Annotated in this window: 14 protein-coding genes and 1 riboswitch; of the genes, 8 read left to right on the forward strand and 6 right to left on the reverse strand. The window is 34.8% G+C overall.

From position 1 onward, the window contains the following. Positions 1–60: 60 nt before the first annotated feature. Positions 61–789: a FadR/GntR family transcriptional regulator gene (locus tag ACPUVN_RS07945; RefSeq protein WP_304368086.1), complete on the forward strand. Its 729-nt coding sequence runs from the start codon at positions 61–63 to the stop codon at positions 787–789. A gap of 198 nt (positions 790–987) precedes the next feature. Here ACPUVN_RS07945 and uxuA read toward each other — a convergent pair whose 3' ends face one another. From uxuA to ACPUVN_RS07970, 5 genes are all read right to left on the reverse strand, one after another. Next, the gene (uxuA, locus tag ACPUVN_RS07950; protein ID WP_426357129.1) at positions 988–2169 is read right to left on the reverse strand and encodes a mannonate dehydratase; all 1182 of its coding nucleotides are present in this window, start codon (positions 2167–2169) and stop codon (positions 988–990) included. A gap of 527 nt (positions 2170–2696) precedes the next feature. Further along, positions 2697–3812 carry an enoyl-CoA hydratase/isomerase family protein gene (locus ACPUVN_RS07955; protein WP_426370395.1) on the reverse strand — a complete coding sequence of 372 codons (1116 nt, stop codon included), beginning with the start codon at positions 3810–3812 and terminating at the stop codon, positions 2697–2699. A 91-nt stretch (positions 3813–3903) separates the two neighbouring features. Continuing rightward, the gene (locus tag ACPUVN_RS07960) at positions 3904–4860 is read right to left on the reverse strand and encodes an adenosylmethionine decarboxylase (protein WP_426370396.1); all 957 of its coding nucleotides are present in this window, start codon (positions 4858–4860) and stop codon (positions 3904–3906) included. A gap of 40 nt (positions 4861–4900) precedes the next feature. Then, positions 4901–6127 (reverse strand): ROK family transcriptional regulator, encoded by a 1227-nt coding sequence (locus tag ACPUVN_RS07965; protein WP_426357126.1) that lies wholly within the window; start codon positions 6125–6127, stop codon positions 4901–4903. A gap of 479 nt (positions 6128–6606) precedes the next feature. Beyond that, positions 6607–7791, reverse strand: a complete 1185-nt coding sequence (locus tag ACPUVN_RS07970; RefSeq protein ID WP_426357125.1) for an acetyl-CoA C-acyltransferase — start codon at positions 7789–7791, stop codon at positions 6607–6609. Positions 7792–8195: 404 nt separating this feature from the next. After that, positions 8196–8289: riboswitch (cyclic di-GMP riboswitch) on the forward strand. A gap of 60 nt (positions 8290–8349) precedes the next feature. Between ACPUVN_RS07970 and ACPUVN_RS07975 the strand changes: the two genes are divergently transcribed. The 7 genes from ACPUVN_RS07975 to ACPUVN_RS08005 all read left to right on the forward strand — a co-directional run bounded on the left by ACPUVN_RS07975 (position 8350) and on the right by ACPUVN_RS08005 (position 17043). After that, the gene (locus ACPUVN_RS07975) at positions 8350–8709 is read left to right on the forward strand and encodes a DUF3718 domain-containing protein (protein ID WP_426357124.1); all 360 of its coding nucleotides are present in this window, start codon (positions 8350–8352) and stop codon (positions 8707–8709) included. A gap of 918 nt (positions 8710–9627) precedes the next feature. Continuing rightward, complete coding sequence (locus tag ACPUVN_RS07980; RefSeq protein ID WP_426357123.1) at positions 9628–10305, forward strand: HAD family hydrolase; 678 nt, start codon at positions 9628–9630, stop codon at positions 10303–10305. 95 nt (positions 10306–10400) lie between these two features. Next, entirely contained in the window at positions 10401–11357 is a 957-nt protein-coding gene (locus tag ACPUVN_RS07985) for a sugar-binding transcriptional regulator (protein ID WP_426357122.1), read from the forward strand. A gap of 175 nt (positions 11358–11532) precedes the next feature. Further along, complete coding sequence (locus tag ACPUVN_RS07990) at positions 11533–13248, forward strand: purine-cytosine permease family protein (RefSeq protein WP_426357121.1); 1716 nt, start codon at positions 11533–11535, stop codon at positions 13246–13248. 154 nt (positions 13249–13402) lie between these two features. Beyond that, positions 13403–14938 carry a mannitol dehydrogenase family protein gene (locus tag ACPUVN_RS07995; RefSeq protein ID WP_426370397.1) on the forward strand — a complete coding sequence of 512 codons (1536 nt, stop codon included), beginning with the start codon at positions 13403–13405 and terminating at the stop codon, positions 14936–14938. Then, the gene (locus ACPUVN_RS08000; protein ID WP_426357119.1) at positions 14938–15858 is read left to right on the forward strand and encodes a carbohydrate kinase family protein; all 921 of its coding nucleotides are present in this window, start codon (positions 14938–14940) and stop codon (positions 15856–15858) included. Before ACPUVN_RS07995 ends, ACPUVN_RS08000 begins: the two co-directional genes overlap by 1 nt. Before the next feature lie 360 nt (positions 15859–16218). Continuing rightward, the gene (locus tag ACPUVN_RS08005) at positions 16219–17043 is read left to right on the forward strand and encodes a redoxin domain-containing protein (protein ID WP_426357118.1); all 825 of its coding nucleotides are present in this window, start codon (positions 16219–16221) and stop codon (positions 17041–17043) included. A 90-nt stretch (positions 17044–17133) separates the two neighbouring features. Here the strand turns inward: ACPUVN_RS08005 and ACPUVN_RS08010 are convergent, their stop codons facing one another. Next, entirely contained in the window at positions 17134–17925 is a 792-nt protein-coding gene (locus tag ACPUVN_RS08010) for a hydratase (protein ID WP_426357117.1), read from the reverse strand. Positions 17926–17976 lie beyond the last annotated feature (51 nt).

The following is a 17976-nucleotide window of genomic DNA, read 5'->3' on the forward strand; positions in this document are numbered from 1 at the left end:
TAAATTGATCCTAATTATAGTGATATTATCATTTGGTCAGTCCAATTTAAAGGCAATACTTTGACAATTACAAGTATCAATAATACTAGTTCCGTACCACAACAAAATACGACTCGTCTTTATTTACAAATAGCTAATAATTTAGCGCAACTCATCAAAGATGAAAAATTACTCGTCGGTACAAGGTTACCTGCTGAACGTGAACTTTCTTCTAAATTTGATGTAAGCAGACAAACAATAAGAGAAGCACTTATCGCGCTGGAAATTTCAGGTTTAGTTGAGATTAAAGCAGGTTCAGGTGTTTATGTTATTAAATCGGATAAAATAAAAAGCTCATTAATAAAAGAAGATGCTCCAGGGCCATTAGAGATCATGGAAGCACGTAATGTGCTAGAAAGTCAGGCAACTGAACTAGCCGCTAATCGCATCAGTAATGAAGAGCTATTACAACTGAGAAGTTTTTTAGAACAGATAGATACGCTTTTACGTCAAAACAGATACGATGAAGCAGAAAGCTTCGACCGAAAGTTTCATCTACTTATCGCCCAATCAAGTAGAAATAGTGCAATATCAACAATGATAGAATGGTTATGGGAACTTAGAGATTCATCTGAAGTTAGTAGAGTTTTTGCTAAGAAGATAAGAAATCATGGTGTTAACTCTAACAGTAAAGCTCATTACAATATTCTTGAAAACCTTTCTAGAAGAGATGGTAAAGGAGCAAGTTTAGCGATGAAGATGCATTTAGATGAAGTAGCTAACGCCTATATTATGCTGGTATCAGATTAAGTCGATTAACTGACTCTTAAACTAATAAGATGAAGCGAATGTTAATAAAAATAAGCTTAATGAATCGCTAGTTACAAAGTCTCATTTGATTCATAAATATTACCCTTAAGTTTTATCTCGTAAATTAAATTCAGATAATAAAAAACCCAGTGTTATGCACTGGGTTTTTTATATTATTCTTTATATATCAGTACAATATTAAGTACGAATAGAAGACAAGGCTACAATTACACCTCTAAGCTCAGCTAAACCTTTCAAACGACCAGCAAATGAATAGCCTGGGTTTATTCCATCGCGAGTTAGCTCGTCACTCATCAAATGACCATGATCTGGACGCATTGGAATGAGGTCATCTAAACGACCTTCAGCTTTACGACGTTCTTGCTCATCTAATAATGCATTGATAAGACCAATCATGTCGTTGTCGCCATCAAGATGTTCAGATTCATAAAATGAACCATCACTCTCACGCTTAACATTACGTAGATGAACAAAGTGAATTTGAGCTGCGAATTCTTTTGCTATTGCTACTAAGTCATTATCACAACGAGCACCAAATGAACCTGCACATAGTGTTAAACCATTTGATTTGCTAGGAACCGCATTAAGCAATTGTCTAGCGTCATCAGCAGTAGAAACTACACGTGGTAAACCAAATAATGAAAACGGTGGATCGTCTGGATGAATACACATTTTCACGCCAACAGATTCAGCTGTTGGAATAATAGCTTCTAAAAATAAGATAAGGTTACGACGCATTCCCTCATTACCCAACTGGATAAATTCAGCAATAGCTTCTCTTATGCTTTCTCTAGAATAAGAGCCTTCACCACCAGGTAAACCTGCAATGATATTCTCTTCTAATAGTTTTTTCTCTTCTGATGACATTAAGTCAAAGCGTTTTTTCGCTTTAGCTAGTAAGTCAGCAGAGTAATCTAAATGGGCATTTTCACGTTCTAATAAATAAACATCGTATGCAGCAAAGTCTGACATTTCAAAACGTAATGCTTTAGCTTGATTAGGTAACGCATAAGATAAGTTAGTACGAGTCCAATCAACTACAGGCATGAAGTTATAACAAATAGTTTTTATGCCCGCTTCACCAACATTTTTAATCGTGGTTTTATAGTTTTCGATATGTTTTTCGAAATCACCTGTACGTAATTTAATGTCATTATGAAGAGGTACACTTTCAATAACAGACCATTCTAAATCACCATCTTCGATAATTTTTTTATGCGCTAAAATATCAGGTAATGTCCAAACATCTCCAGTCGGTACTTGATGTAAAGATGTAACGATCCCTTTTGCGCCAGCTTGTTTAATGTGGCTAAGGGTAACTGAGTCATTTGGGCCGAACCAGCGCCAAGTTTCTAACATGCTTAATCTCCATACAATAATATTTATTATTTAAAACAGTCGTACTACTAACATTATGCGTTAGTAGCCAATATTGTATTTCTTAAGAAAGAAACCTTATATTGGTCTGTCCAATTATATTATAAGATTATTTGTGTTCATACAACTAAATAACTCAATTGATATAAATGATTTTTAATTATTTAAAGGAAATATCGGACTAAACAAGAAAGGAGCTAAACAAGATTATTCACTATATAATCTGAGCTCGGCTTAATATATTCTTCTCTAACAGCGACTTTCACTTGCTTCATCGTTAAATTTACTTGCAATAGGCTAGCTATTGACGCGAAATTTGCCTTGAAAAAGAAAAACTATCAAGCTAGAGTATAAGTTAAATTTTTATTAGTAATAATTTCAATGAATTAAAAACACCTTAAACCGAGTTCAGGTTATGTAGGAAAGATTTAAGATTAGCGCTCATGTGTAGTTAACGATTAAAATACATATTTTTGATACAAAGAGTGCTATTAAAACAGAGATCAAAGTTAAGTATTGTTCACTTTTGAGAAAAACCATTGGATCAGATCAGGCTCAATATCACTAAGTTTATCAAATGCCCATTTTGGCGTTTTATCTTTATCGACTAACTGTGCTCTAACGCCTTCAGCGAACTCAGTATATTGGCAACATCTGTAAGATAAATTCTTTTCAGCCTTAAAACATTCAGCTATTGAGAAGTCTTTGGATAATTCTAGCTGTTTATAGGTGAGTAAAATACTTAACACGCTTGCGCTACAAAATTTTTGTTGAGCTGTGCTTAACCATTTATCTTCAAAATTAGTGTCAGCTATAGCGCTATATATTGAATCAATAGTATTTCCTAACATTAAAGAAGTAATGATAGATTCATGTTCTTGAATTTTAGATACAGGCATTACATCAACAGAAGCTGATTCAAAATTTTTGAGAATAGCATTAAGTTGAACTGATATATCATTCTGGACTGTCCAATCGATTTCACATAGATCATCAACTAACGTTTGTTTCTTTGCACTTTCAATTGAGAAGTTTGATAAACCTAAGTACTTAGCGTCGGCTGTATTAAAAAAAGCCCCCGTGATACCAAGGAAAAGTCCTAAATTATTAGGCATTTGATTTAAAAACCAACTAGCACCAACATCTGGATATAAACCAATAGCTGTTTCAGGCATCGCCATGATGGTTTTTTCAGTGGTAATACGATGACTCGCGCCAGCAAAAAAACCTAAACCGCCACCAAATACATAACCATCACCCCAAGCGACAATAGGCTTCTTGTATTGATGTATATATAAATCAAGCGTGTACTCTTGTGTAAAAAATTCACCACTAGGATTATTAATAATCGCATCATCGTCTAATACTTCAGTAGTGTCTCTACTTCCATTAATCGCATGATATAAACTAACGACATCACCACCTGCACAAAAAGCTTTGTCACCTGCACCTTGTATAAGAATAAAGCTAATTTTGTCATTTTTAGCCCATAAAATAAGTTGTTCGTGCAACAAAGTAATCATATTAAGGTTTAAAGCATTAAGCGCTTTAGGCTTATTGAGTTCGATAACACCAATTTTACGATCATGCTTACACGCTAATTCAGAAAAAATCACTTCACTCATATTAAAAGCCTTTAGTTTTAAATTCTCTTTAAAAATTAAAATACATTATCAAGTCGCTATAAAATAGTCATAGCGATCGTCATCTATAATCTTAAAGCTCGTGATGACTATCTAACAAATCAAATGCTGCAGCTGCTATAAATTCTTTTTGCGGTAAAACATAATTTGCAAAATGAACCTGACAACCATTAGTTAAGTTTTGCTTAACCAAAGATTTACTCACGTATTTCTGATCAATATATTGTTCGATTGAGTCTTCAAAATTTTCGTCATTAAAACTTAATAAATCAAACGATTTAGGTTTCAGTCTTTCTAATAGAATAGGAGAAATTTCTATTAAGTTTATATTAGATTCAAAGCTTACATAGCTGCTTTCAGCTTGTGGGGTAATATGAATGGTTAGATACTTATCTTCTTTAATTGCATTGACGGAATAACCATAAGGTTTGAACATATGATCATCCAAGATAAACCCTGGAAGTAAGGTGTCTAATTGTAAGAAGATTCTTATTTCGTCAGCAGAAATTTGAGTATCAGTAAGTTTGTTAGAAGCCTCTTCACTTATTTGATAAGTTAGTAGCTCGTAAGACTTATGCTTAAGCTGAGTATCAGTGTCGTTATAAAATAAAAAGGTATGATGGCTGTCCATCTCGCCAAACCTTAAAGCTTTACCTTTAATGTACTGAGTAAGAACCTTAACATCGTCACCGAAACAACTAGGTTGAGCATGAGAGTAATATTCATTCTTGCGTTGATAACTTAAATGTTCAATAACATCAACGCCCTGCTCTTGAATAAAATACTCAATCGCATTAACTAAGTGAGTTACACCACAAGTTAAAATAATGAATCGGTTATGCCATACAAACAAACTTGATTCAGAAAGTATAAAAGCTTTACACACATCATTTTGTATACAAGAAAGTATTTTAGCGTTAGCTTTATCAACTAATTGATACCAAAACTCGTCATTCACGTCATTGATTAATGAGAAACCAATGTCTTTAATGATCACTTCAACTTTTTTTTCAGAACCTTCGAAAAACAAATGTATTCCTTACTAAAATGCTTAATTTTTAAAATAATATTTATAAAGACAGATCAAGATCTTGAAAATAAGTCGCTAACAAAGGTAAATTTGCACTGCCCACCGACTGTGCTTTGCTGCCTATCGTTCCACTTACACATTGTAATGGAGAGAGGCCGCGTAAGTCAGATGCTTTGATTTTATTTTTTGTTAGATCAACAATTTTATCACGAACAAACTCAGGAAAAGTACCATCTATTACAATCGCTTCGGCTTCAAAGATAGCTGCTGAATTTAATGCGGCATATGTTAAACCTTCAGCGGCTTGCTCTATCCATTGATCGACAACATCACTGCACTCATGCCAATAGTCTTCTGCATTATGTAACTGCTGAGTGTCGTAGTCAGTATTATTAAGCATATTCTCTAAAACAAATAATGACGACTTCATAATTAACTGTTGTGTACCTAATTCCCCATTAGGTTTTATTAGCGGTACAGGTAAAGAACCTATGGCTCCAGCATTCCCCGTAAGTAATGAACTATCGATCACTACACCACCACCAATAAAAGTACCAATAAAAGCATAGAGAAAATGAGTAAAGCCATTAGGGTTACCAAAACTGAGTTCTGCTGAACATGCAGCAGTATCGTCATTACAAATATAAACGGGTAAATCGCTAATCTTAGAAACGCCTTCAACTAAGTTAAACTCTTTCCACTCATTTAATGCTTCAATAGGTGCGCCTGCTTCTTCTGCCCAGCCCCATAATTCATAAGGCGTAGCAATGCCAATTCCCTTTACTCGACAGACGTAGTCGTTAGAAAGGTTCAACATAAGTTGTTTTATACCACCCTTCAAAAAGCTTAATAGCCCTTCTACTGTGGGATAGTCACAAATCTTGTGTAACGTCGCTCTCACATTACCGACAAAATCAATTAAGGTAAGATCGAAACTTCTTCGTCCTATTTTTAATCCAATACCAAAAGCACCATCAGGGTTTAACGCGAAAGGAATAGAGGGTTGTCCTATGCTACCTTTCTTGATGTCTTTCCTGATTAAAAGGTTTTCAACCTCTAAACTGTTAATAATAACGGTAACGGCTTGAGCTGAAAGACCTGCTTGAATTGATATTTTAGCTTTAGGTAAAGCGCCTTCTTTCCTAATGAGAGAAAGTATTCTGCGTTCGTTATGAATACGTAAGCCCGATTGACTTCGTCCGCCTTTGCTTTGCTGGCTGGCAGAATTGCTAGTGTGGTTAGCATTATCATTAACTTCAGTTTTCATAACTATTTATTTGCCATCAATCGTTAGGGAATATTCAAAAATGAATAAGTTAAGTCTGTTAGTTTTCTCGATTGTTTTTACTTCTATTTATTAGGTATAAATACAAAACAAAACTGTTTAGGTATTTACTTTAGATCAAAAGGAGTTAACTAAATAAACCATCAACAAGGGCTGTCGAAGAAAGTAATCATAATAGCTAACAACTCAGAAGAAAAAACTATTTATATTAATATGATAACACGAACAGATTAATGAATTATTAACAAAAACCTAAACAAAAAATGATCCTATATGAGTATAAATAGCACTTATCTAACAACAAAAATTTTAATCACTCTACCACCGGTTTCACATTACTTTAATCAGTAAATTGTAATTAACTATAAATTCGAAACATATCGAACATAAAAAAAGCCTACGATTTACATAATCATAGGCTTAATGGATGGTTTACTTAACTGTTTAATAATCAATAAAAGTTATAGCATCTCTAATGCAATAGCCGTTGCTTCACCACCACCAATACATAATGCAGCAATACCTTTTGATAAACCTCTATTTTTAAGTGCATGAATTAACGTCACCATAATACGTGCTCCACTAGCACCTAAAGGATGACCTAAAGCACAAGCACCGCCGTTAACGTTTACCTTTTCTGCATCTAAAGAAAGTTCTTTAAGTGCCAACATAGTTACCATGGCAAATGCTTCGTTAATTTCGAATAAGTCTACATCTTCGGTAGTCCAGCCAGCTTTATCTAATAGTTTTTTCATTGCGCTAACAGGTGCAACAGTAAAGTCTTCAGGCTTTTGTCCGTGTGTTGCATGGGCAACAATTTTACATAATGGTGTTAAGCCACGTTTATCAGCTTCAGATTTTTTCATTAATACAAGAGCTGCAGCGCCATCTGAGATTGAGCTTGAGTTAGCTGCCGTAATCGTTCCGTCTTTCTTAAAAGCAGGACGTAAAGAAGGTATTTTATCTGGACGTGCATTACCTGGTTGTTCATCTGTATCAAATATTACATCACCCTTACGTGAGCTAATAGTTACAGGTGTAATTTCAGATTTAAATGACCCTGATTCAATAGCAGCATTTGCACGAGATAAAGAACGAATAGCAAAGGCATCCATTTCTTCGCGGCTAAAGTTAGCTTCATCAGCTGTAGCTTGAGCAAAACACCCCATAGAAACACCATCATAAGCATTTTCTAAACCATCTAACATCATATGGTCAATAACTTGTCCGTGCCCCATTCGCATACCAGATCTTGCTTTTGGTAACAAATAAGGAGCATTACTCATACTTTCCATACCGCCAGCAATAGCTACATTAATTGATCCAGCAATAATGGCATCATGTGCTTGCATAGCAGCTTTCATACCTGATCCACAGACTTTATTAATTGTTGTACATACAGTAGACAAACTGAGTCCAGCACCTATAGCTGCCTGACGAGCTGGGGCTTGCTTTAAACCTGCAGGTAGAACACAGCCCATAATAACTTCATCTATTTGATCATCGGCTAAATTAGCTTGATTCAGTGCCGCACTAATAGCAGTTGCCCCTAATGTTGGTGATTCAACAGCTGATAACCCGCCTTGAAAGCCTCCCATCGGTGTTCTTACTGCAGAAACTATAACTACACAATTTTCATCAGACATGTGGATTTCTCATATTTGTATTTATATTTAAACTTATTTTATAGACTTTATGCTCAGAGAGTATTTTAAAATATCTATGCATTATTAAATATTTTTTATCATTAGCAGTATTTATTATAAATATTAAATGTAAAAACATTGTATTTTTAAAAATAACTGCTACCACCTTAATAAATAATGACTTTTCATTTGTAACATCTGTATAACATTTCAATAAATCTATTTTTTCTCTTAAACCGATTAAAAATAGATGTTTCAAAAATAAAACATGAATACACACTTATCAAAGTTAACAATAAATTAACACATAAAATTCATTAATGAACTGATATATTTAGATTTTATTTCAGTTGAACAAAAAACAGGCTTGCATTTATTGACATATTTAGTAATAATTAACATTGACAAAGAAAAGGCAAGACACGCGAAAACGTGTTACGCAAAACCACCGGTCTAAGGATTTACATTCCGTAAATCTATGACAGCGGAGTTACCGAACTATTAGGTACATCCCGTGGTTTTTTCTTTTACTAACTCATAAATTAAAAGGTTATTAAAATGAAAAAATTATTACTAGTTTCTACTATTACTGCTTTAACATTAACGTCTGTTGTAACAACTCCTGAAGCTCAAGCTGTGAACATCGCTCAAAGCGTTTGTGAATATGTGGCTGCTGATGACAAGAAGCGCATGCGTTCTTTCTTAAAGACTAATAAACTTAAAATACGTAGTATTTTTGATGGTATTGAATGTAATGGTAAAAACCTGTTGGTGTTTGCAGCAGTACAAGGTTCTGTTGAAACAGGCTCTTTGATGATTAGTAAATTACCGAAGAGAGTTGTTTCAGCTAATTTAGCTTTGATGCAATCCGGATCACAACCACTATTAGAAGCAGCTAACGAACGCGTTAGCAGCTAACATTATTTTTAGCAGGCGTTATTGTTTACAATATGTTTTACTAGAAATAATTCTATGTCACTAAAAAACCCAGCTTCGGCTGGTTTTTTTTTCTTCAAATATATGGAAACTAATATAAGTACTCTACTTTGAATACCTTCCCTCTCACAAGTCTCCTTGTCTATGTCTTAATGCCAATCACAATAGTTAAATCCCACTAACCGAAATGGTAATGTGGATTATGACTAATAATTCTTTATATATACCCAGCATCAATAACCAAAGGTAAGCTATTTCTTTCTTATTGATTACGCTAATGAGTCTATATGTAACAAGATAAATTCGAGTTTAACGCTTTAACACTGATAAATGGATTACCCGTAGACGTGCTATATTAATACCAAACGGATTAATTTATTCATCCTCGCATACGACATTATTTATCGTATCAAGACAAAAAAAATAGAAATAAAGCCCTGGTAAAGTCATTTAAATTCGATGCTTATCATATACCTATAAGAAATATAAACATCGATTATATGTATAAAAAGAAATAATAAAAAACATCTATGTTTAAATACCCACAAAAATAACAGTAGTTTATTCTGTCTAATAATTAACAGTAACAATCTGAAAAATATATTATTTTCATTATTTCACGGTGACCTAACCATTCGATTATTTAAAAAACAGCCTATCAAGGATTGACATTATACTTCCTTGGTGGGATTATGCCCAAAACAAGGGCTTATGCCCACACGGTTGGCAAAAGCTCATTTTATTGGTTTTGATAGGTATTAGAAAAGAATATTTCCTTATACAGACTTGATAAGAAATCACACAAACCGAGTTAAGGCTTAATAGTATTTATACATAGTATTCAGTGTTACATAATTAATCTATGCTTAATTAAATTAAAACAGCCCAAAAGGTAAATAAATGAGTAAACCAATTGAATTAGTAATTTTTGACTGTGACGGTGTATTAATTGATAGCGAGATAATTAGCGCAAACGTGTTAATCGATAAGTTATCAGTGATAGGTATAAATATAGACATTGACTATATTCAGCAGCATTTTTTAGGCTGTAGCTTTAGTTCAGTAAAAGAAAAAATACACCAAGCGTTTAATGTAAAGCTGCTCGACACATTTGAAAACGAATACCGTATTGCATTACTTGAAGAGTTTGATAGCAAATTACAAACAACAGCAAGTATTAAAACCGTACTTTCTGAGCTTAGCGTGCCATTTTGTTTAGCAACAAGTAGCAGCCCTCAGCGTACTGAAAAAGCCTTAAGTATTGTTGATCTTACCTCATTTTTTGAAGGTACTGTTTTTACAGCCTCTGAAGTTAAGAACGGCAAACCAGCTCCTGATTTGTTTTTACACGCAGCAAGCACAATGAAAGTAGCGCCAGAGCATTGTTTAGTTATTGAAGACAGCATGGCAGGTGTTACCGCAGCGATATCAGCGGGTATGCAAGTAATACATTATAAAGGCGGTTTACATATGTCTGAAGCACCACATGCTGTTTCAGAAAAATATCCGCAAGTTGCTGTTATGCGACATTGGAATGATTTTATAAAGTTACAACCTACATTAAGCACTAAAAAATAAGCTTAGTGATAAAAATAGTTAGCATAAATATAAAAATTTAAAACAATAAAATAAATATAAAAATAAGATAAATTAACTACATAACGGGTAATTAGATGAACAACAAATCAAATTCAGAGCTTAAACGCTTAGAAGATGCCGCACGCGCAGCTTGGCTTTATTACGTAGCTAAAAACACACAAGACGAAATAGCTCAAAAGCTAGAAGTTTCTCGTCAATCAGCGCAGCGTTTAGTTGCCTTAGCGGTAAGTGAAGGCTTAATTAAAGTTCGTTTAGATCACCCTATTACTTCGTGTATGGAACTTGCTCAACAATTAAAAGATAAATTTGGCTTACTTGAATGTGAAATAGTACCAAGTGATCCTTCAGAGCCTGAGTCTGCTCATGGTCTTGCACAGTGTGGTGCCGCTATATTAGAACGTTATTTAAAGTCTGAAACACCGAAAACATTAGCTTTTGGTACTGGCAGAGCTTTAAAAGCTTGTATCGATGAATTACCTACCATGCAATGTCAACAACACAAAATTGTATCGCTGTTAGGCAATATGATGACTGATGGTTCAGCTTCTGCATTTGATATTGTAGTTTCAATGGCAGACCGTGTTAACGCCAAACACTTCCCGATGCCTCTTCCTGTTATTGCATCAACGGTTGAAGAAAAACATATTCTACACAGTCTTCAACCGGTAAAAAGTATTTTCAACTTAATACAAGAAGCAGACGCTACCTTTGTCGGTATTGGACAAATTACAGATAACTCCCCTTTATTACTTGATGGCTTTATTAATGAATCCGATCTCGATTCAGTAAAAAATGACGGTGCTCAGGGCGAAATCATCAGTTGGTTATACGATCAAAACGGTAAGTTACTCAGTAACTCAACCAATGATCGTGTTGTTAGCTCACCTTTAACCGTTAATGCAAGCAAACCTGTTTATGGTATTGCTGCTGGCACAGAAAAGCTTCCCGCCATTCATGCTGCACTTAAAGGTAAATTAATCAATTCTTTAATTACAAACGAGTATACCGCTAAGGCTATTCTCAAACTGTAATTAAAAAAAAAGTAAAAAGTAGCACCTTAAACAGTTAAAACACTCAGTTTAATACTGCCTAAAACGCTATTTATAATAAAAAGATTAAACCTTTAATTAGCAGTAGTTAATCGTTTAAATTTCAAATCACATATCACTAACTGTTTATCTACAGCGTGATAGAAGGAAAGATAAAATGGCCAATACTCATAACGAGAACTCATTTAGTCAAGTAAATGAGGAACAAATGCCAGTTGCAAAAAACAAATTGCATGGCTGGAAACATTTCGCAGGTTTATATGCTGGGGAGCATGTTGCCGCAACTGAATTTGTGATCGGAGCAACTTTTGTAGCATTGGGTGCTGCAACAAAAGATATTTTACTCGGTTTATTAATCGGTAACTTATTAGCAATGATGTCTTGGTGGTTATTAACAGCACCAATCGCTGTTGAAACCCGTTTAAGTTTATACAATTACCTGAATAAGATTGCAGGTAATTCAATGACCAAGCTTTATAACTGGGCAAACGTCGTTATATTCTCCGTTATATCCGCAGCGATGATCACCGTATCCTCCACTGCAGTCAGATTTTTATTCGACATACCTGCGCAGCTTAATTGGTACCCAAGTAGCTTTTGGTTTGTTGCTATCGTTTTAGCTGTAGGCTCTATTGTAGTGTTTGTTGCTATGTATGGTTTCTCAACAGTAGCTGACTTCTCTAAATTATGTGCGCCTTGGTTGTTTGTTATCTTTATAGCAGGCTCATTTACTCTATTCCCTGCGTTATCACATCACGTATTAGGCACAACAACACTAACAGGTTGGGGTGACTTTATGACGATAGGAGATAGCTCTATTTGGACTGGCTTTACTGGCGACGGTGAAGAAGGCATAGGCTTACTTGAAGTTATTGGTTTCGCATGGGCAGCTAATTCAATTACTCATTTCGGTTTAATCGATATGGCGATATTCCGTTTTGCTAAACGTAAAAGTTACGGTTTATTCTCTGGTGTTGGTATGTTCTTCGGTCATTACCTAGCATGGATATCTGCAGGTATTATGGGCGCAGGCGCAGCAGTACTTCTTAAAACCAGCATTACACAATTAGATCCAGGCGATGTTGCTTACCACGCATTAGGTTTAACAGGTTTTGTTATTATTATTATCGCAGGTTGGACAACAGCTAACGCTAATTTATACCGTGCAGGTTTAGCGGCTCAGTCAATTTTTGTAAATCAATCACGTGAAAGAACAACCGCTATTGTTGGTGTTGTTACCGTTATTATTGCGTGTTTTCCATTTGTATTCTCTCAAATGTTACCACTATTAACTTACGCAGGTTTATTAGTTGTACCTGTTGGCGGCATCGTATTTGCTGAGCATGTGTTATTTCCAAAAATAGGTTTAACGCGTTACTGGGCTAAATATCAAAACATATCTCGCAGCGTACCAGCCATAGCAACTTGGGCATTAGCTTTAGTCTTTGGTTTTGGCTTAAACATTTTAGATGTTATGTCTTTCTACTACTTATTCATCCCTACATGGATTTTCAGTATTGTTATTTACACTGTATTAGCTAAAAAATATGGCGCAGATAAAGATTACACAAAAGAAGTTGCTGCTGAAAACCTTGAGCAAGAACAAATTATTGCTTACCAAACTGAACAATCAATTAACGACAAACCTTTTGTTGAAGATACAAGCATATTAAGCAAAATTTTAAATGCAGTATCAACGGTTTCGTTATTAATTATTGCCGCGTTTGCTACTCAAGTTATGTTCTTCAGTTCAACGATGGACATCTACGATGCAAACAAAGTGCAATTTGAACAATACTGTTTCATTTTCACAATCGTTTACTTTGCTAGTGCTTATATGTCTCTTAAGCGTCAAAAAGCATTAAACAATTAATTAAGAATTGAAACAATAAATACGCGCACATTATCGTTTAGCTTAACTAAATAACACGCTAATGTGCTGCGTTTAACATAACAAAATTGAGTAACTACAGTACAGTTACCCAGATTTATTTTTAGGTTTAATCCTATTAAGTAAGGCTAAACACATGACTACTACTCCACTAAATGAAATACAAAGCACTTCGTTAAACCAATTAACATTAGCTAATTTACCTAGCAACATTGATGTTCCTACTTATGATCGTACTAAGCTAACAGCAGGTATTGTTCATATTGGCGTAGGTGGTTTTCACCGTGCTCATCAAGCGGTATATATTAATGAATTATTGAAAACTCCAGGTTCTGAACAATGGGGGATTTGTGGTGTAGGTTTATTAGAAAACAATCGCGGTTTACGTGATATTTTAGTTAAACAAGATTACTTGTATTCTTTAGTGGTACGTCATCCAAATGGCCAAATAGATAACAAAGTTATTGGTTCGATGATCGACTTCCTTTTCGCACCAGATAACAAACAAGCAGTGATAGACAAACTAGCGCATAACGACACTAAAGTTGTTTCGTTAACGATTACTGAAGGGGGTTACAACTTAAACCCGATTACAGGTGATTTAGATTTAGAAAACGCAAGCATCATACACGATATTGCTAATCCTGAAGACCCTACTACAGCATTTGGCTATATCGCTGCGGCATTACAACTACGTAAAAGCCAAGACATGAAGGCTTTCACGGTTCAATCTTGCGACAACATTCAACATAACGGTGCTGTAACTCGTAAAATGTTACTTACTTTTACACAGCAGCAAGATCTAGAATTAAGCCAATGGATTGAAACTCATGTTGAATTTCCAAATGCTATGGTAGATCGCATTACACCTGTAACAACAAAAGCTGACATAGAATACGTTGCTGAAACTTTTGGTTTAACCGACGAATGGCCTATTACTTGTGAATCATTCTCACAATGGGTTATTGAAGATAACTTCAGCGATGGTCGCCCTAACTGGGATCTAGCTGGTGCACAATTTGTAACAGACGTAACACCGTTTGAAAAAATGAAAATACGTTTATTAAACGCAGGTCATTCAGTATTAGGTTTACTCGGTTCAATTCATGGTTACGCAACTATAGATGAAACCGTATCAGACAAAGACTTTGCTGAATACTTACGTGCTTTTATGGACTTAGAAGTTACACCATTACTTGATGAATTAGATGGTATCGATTTAGAAGAATACAAAGATACGTTAATTGAGCGTTTCTCAAATCCAAATATTAAAGATAGCCTAGCGCGTATTTGTTCTGAAAGTTCAGCTAAGTTACCAAAGTTTTTAATAGCAACTATTAACGAAAACTTAGCGGTTGGTCGTGACTGTTCATTAGCAACCTTAGTTATAGCTACTTGGTGTTTATACAGCGATAAACAAGTTAACCAAGCATTAGAAACTTTAGATATTCAAGATGCAATGCACGATGAGCTTGCTGAGTATGCGCATAAAACAACTGAAGACAAACTCGCTTTCTTAAGAATTAACAGCTTGTTTGCTGATTTAATTGAACAGCCTGCTTTAAGCAAAGCGTATTCAGAAGCGATTGATGAATTGTATTCTCCAACAAGCAACATCAAAAACATCATGAAAAATACACTTAGCCAAAAACTAGCAGCGGAGAAGTTATAATGAATAGCTTATTCATCAATGATAAAGCACCAAGCGACATTACCATTAACTGCTTTGGTGAAGTATTATGGGATTGTTTTGCTAGTGGCAGACGTTTAGGTGGCGCGCCATTAAACGTATGTTTACGCTTAAACTCTCTTGGTATAAAAGCACAAATGCTAAGTGCCGTAGGTGATGATGCTTTAGGTCATGAAATTCTTGATCAAATCAAAGATCGACAAATGAACACCGACTTTATTGCCGTTAATTCTGACAAGAAAACCAGCACAGTTGAAGTGACTTTAGATAAAAGTGGTTCTGCTTCTTATGAAATAGTTGCTGATACAGCTTGGGATAACATAACCTTAACCCCTGCCCTTATTGAGCAAGTAAAAGCTTCTGACATTTTTGTTTTTGGTAGTTTAATAGGTCGTCAAGAAACCTCATTAAATACCTTAAGAGAGTTGATAAGTGTAGCTAAGTTTAAGATTTTTGATGTGAACTTACGTAAGCCTCATTACCAACTTGAAACCTTAATTGAACTTATGAAAGTAGCTGATTTTGTTAAGTTAAACGATGATGAACTATACGAAATAGCTCATGCTATGGGATCTAAATTCAACTCGTTAGAACAAAACCTAGAGTTTATTGCTGAGAAAACTAATACACCTTATCTTTGTGTTACTAAAGGTTCGCATGGTGCTTTACTTAAAATCAATGATCAGAACTATTACAACTCAGGCTTTCTTATCAAGGTTGTTGATACGGTAGGCGCTGGTGATTCATTCTTAGGTTCATTAATCTACCAATTATGTAACACCACCAATGCACAATATGCAGTTAACTTTGCTTGTGCCGTTGGCGCTATGGTGGCACAGAGTCATGGTGCAACACCTGAACTACCACTTAAAGACATTGAAGAATTTATGGATCCTGCTTAACTTAAACCTTAAGCTCAGTTATAAGTTAATCGCCATTACATATTCTGTAGTGGCTTTTTTATCGCTGAAACATTTAGAGCTTTTCAAAATCAGTTAGAACTATTCTCAACGGCTAACACCTTTCACATTTGTTTCACACATTCATATTTACCATCACCTTCAACTTCAACTTCTTTATTTCAACCTTATTAAAGTATGTTTAAAGCGTACATTTTCAGTTGAGCTATACAGTTAATAATTATTATCACTTTTACCAACTAAAATATTATTTAGAATTATTATTACTTGTCTAATTCTGTACCTTACGGTACATAAATCAAACAATTACCAATCAGTACAAAAAAAACAAAGAGATCAAATATGAATACATTAGCATTACTAATTTCACTCACAGGACTTATCGTATTAATTTTAGGTATCACTGTTTATTTTTATAAGCTTATACAAAACAAAGTACCAAAAACGCCAATCGGCTTACTCTTTTCAATTTTTGTTGCTACTACTTCTGCGATATACGGACTTTACTTATCAATACCTAATGAAATTATTAATGTTCTCCCTATTGCTGTTCCAGCGATGTTATCCATTATTATAAGTAGCTTATTCTTATTTATGTTTATGAATAAAAAGACACCGTTGGGTAATATCAAAGTAAAAATAGGTGATTCGATCATTCCTTTTCAAAGTACATCTGCGCAAGGACACGCTTTTTCACAAGAAGATTTAAAAAATAAAAGAATATTACTGAAGTTTTTTCGAGGCTCTTGGTGTCCATACTGTAGCCGTGAACTTACAATGTTTGATGAAATGCAGAGCGACTTTAACAAATATAATGTAGAAGTTATCGCGCTTTCTGGTGATAGTGTAGAAGAGGCTATGGCTCATATAAAACGCGATAATTTAGGTCTAACACTATTAGCCGATCCTCAGCTTGATGTGGTCAAAAAATATGGTGTTGAACATCACAAAGCACTAGGTGCAGACTCGCAAGATGTAATGACTGTTTTTGGTTTACCCTTCCCTAAACTGAATCAATTAAAGTTTAAGTCAATGTCTATCCCTACATCATTACTGATTGATGAAAATGGTATTATACGCTGGATTGATCAATCTGAAGATTATCGCTTGCGCGCTAGTAATGAACGTATTGTTGCGGCACTAGAAGAGTGTTTCAATGGAAAATAGAATAAAAGTACGAGTAATATAGATAAAAAAAAGCTAACTCGAATTGAAGTTAGCTATTTTAATGACTATGCGTTGAAGCTTTTTTAAAGCTTAAGCAGATTTTTCTATTGTTTTAAATTCAACGCTATATTTGCCTAAACCTTCATAAACAATTTCAGTTGGCTTATCAAAATCTACTTCAACAATTCCTTTATAAGAACCTGTTGTAATAGCTTCGCCTTTCTTAAAGCTAGTACCACGTTTGCTCATAAAGTTAATTAACCAGTACACAGGTAATTGAGGTAATGGATTAGGATGCTTACCTTCAAGTGCTTTTACTGTATCGTCACCTTCAACTTCTGTTTGAGTAACAGTAATGTTAATTTCAGCAGCTGCATAAGCTAATGCTTTATCAATTTCAGGTCCAATAAATAAACCTTGGTTTAACATACAATCGGCTAAGCTCTCAGCAAACTCATTACCAGCGTCTTCATGAAAACGGCTTTGCATTAATTCTAAAGCCATGTAACAACCACCAATAGCGTCATCAATTTCTTGCTCAGAATAATCTTCAGCGCGGGGGGGTAAATCTTTATTCAGCATAAAAACGATTTCTGGCTCAATACGAGCTACATTTTTATCCATCATCAGGTGACATACATCACCTGTTTGAACCGTGTTGCTAAAAATAGGCGCAACAATAATTTTGTCTTCAGCAAGCGGTAATAAACACTTCCAACCACCTACTGTGTCTGAACGTTGCTTGATCATTTCTTGATGAACCGCTAATGCATCTTCAATTGAAGTTGGACGTTCAACTTCTGGTAAACATTGGGCTTTAGTACCTGTAACGCGTCTTGCTAAGTACTGCTGTGCAGCAGTTGAAAAGTTTTTTGTGCTCATATTTTAATAGTACTTAATGTTGTGTGAATTAAATTTGCTGAGTAAATGATG

This window comes from Pseudocolwellia antarctica (assembly GCF_049933045.1).
In the GTDB taxonomy this organism is placed as follows: Bacteria; Pseudomonadota; Gammaproteobacteria; order Enterobacterales; family Alteromonadaceae; genus Pseudocolwellia.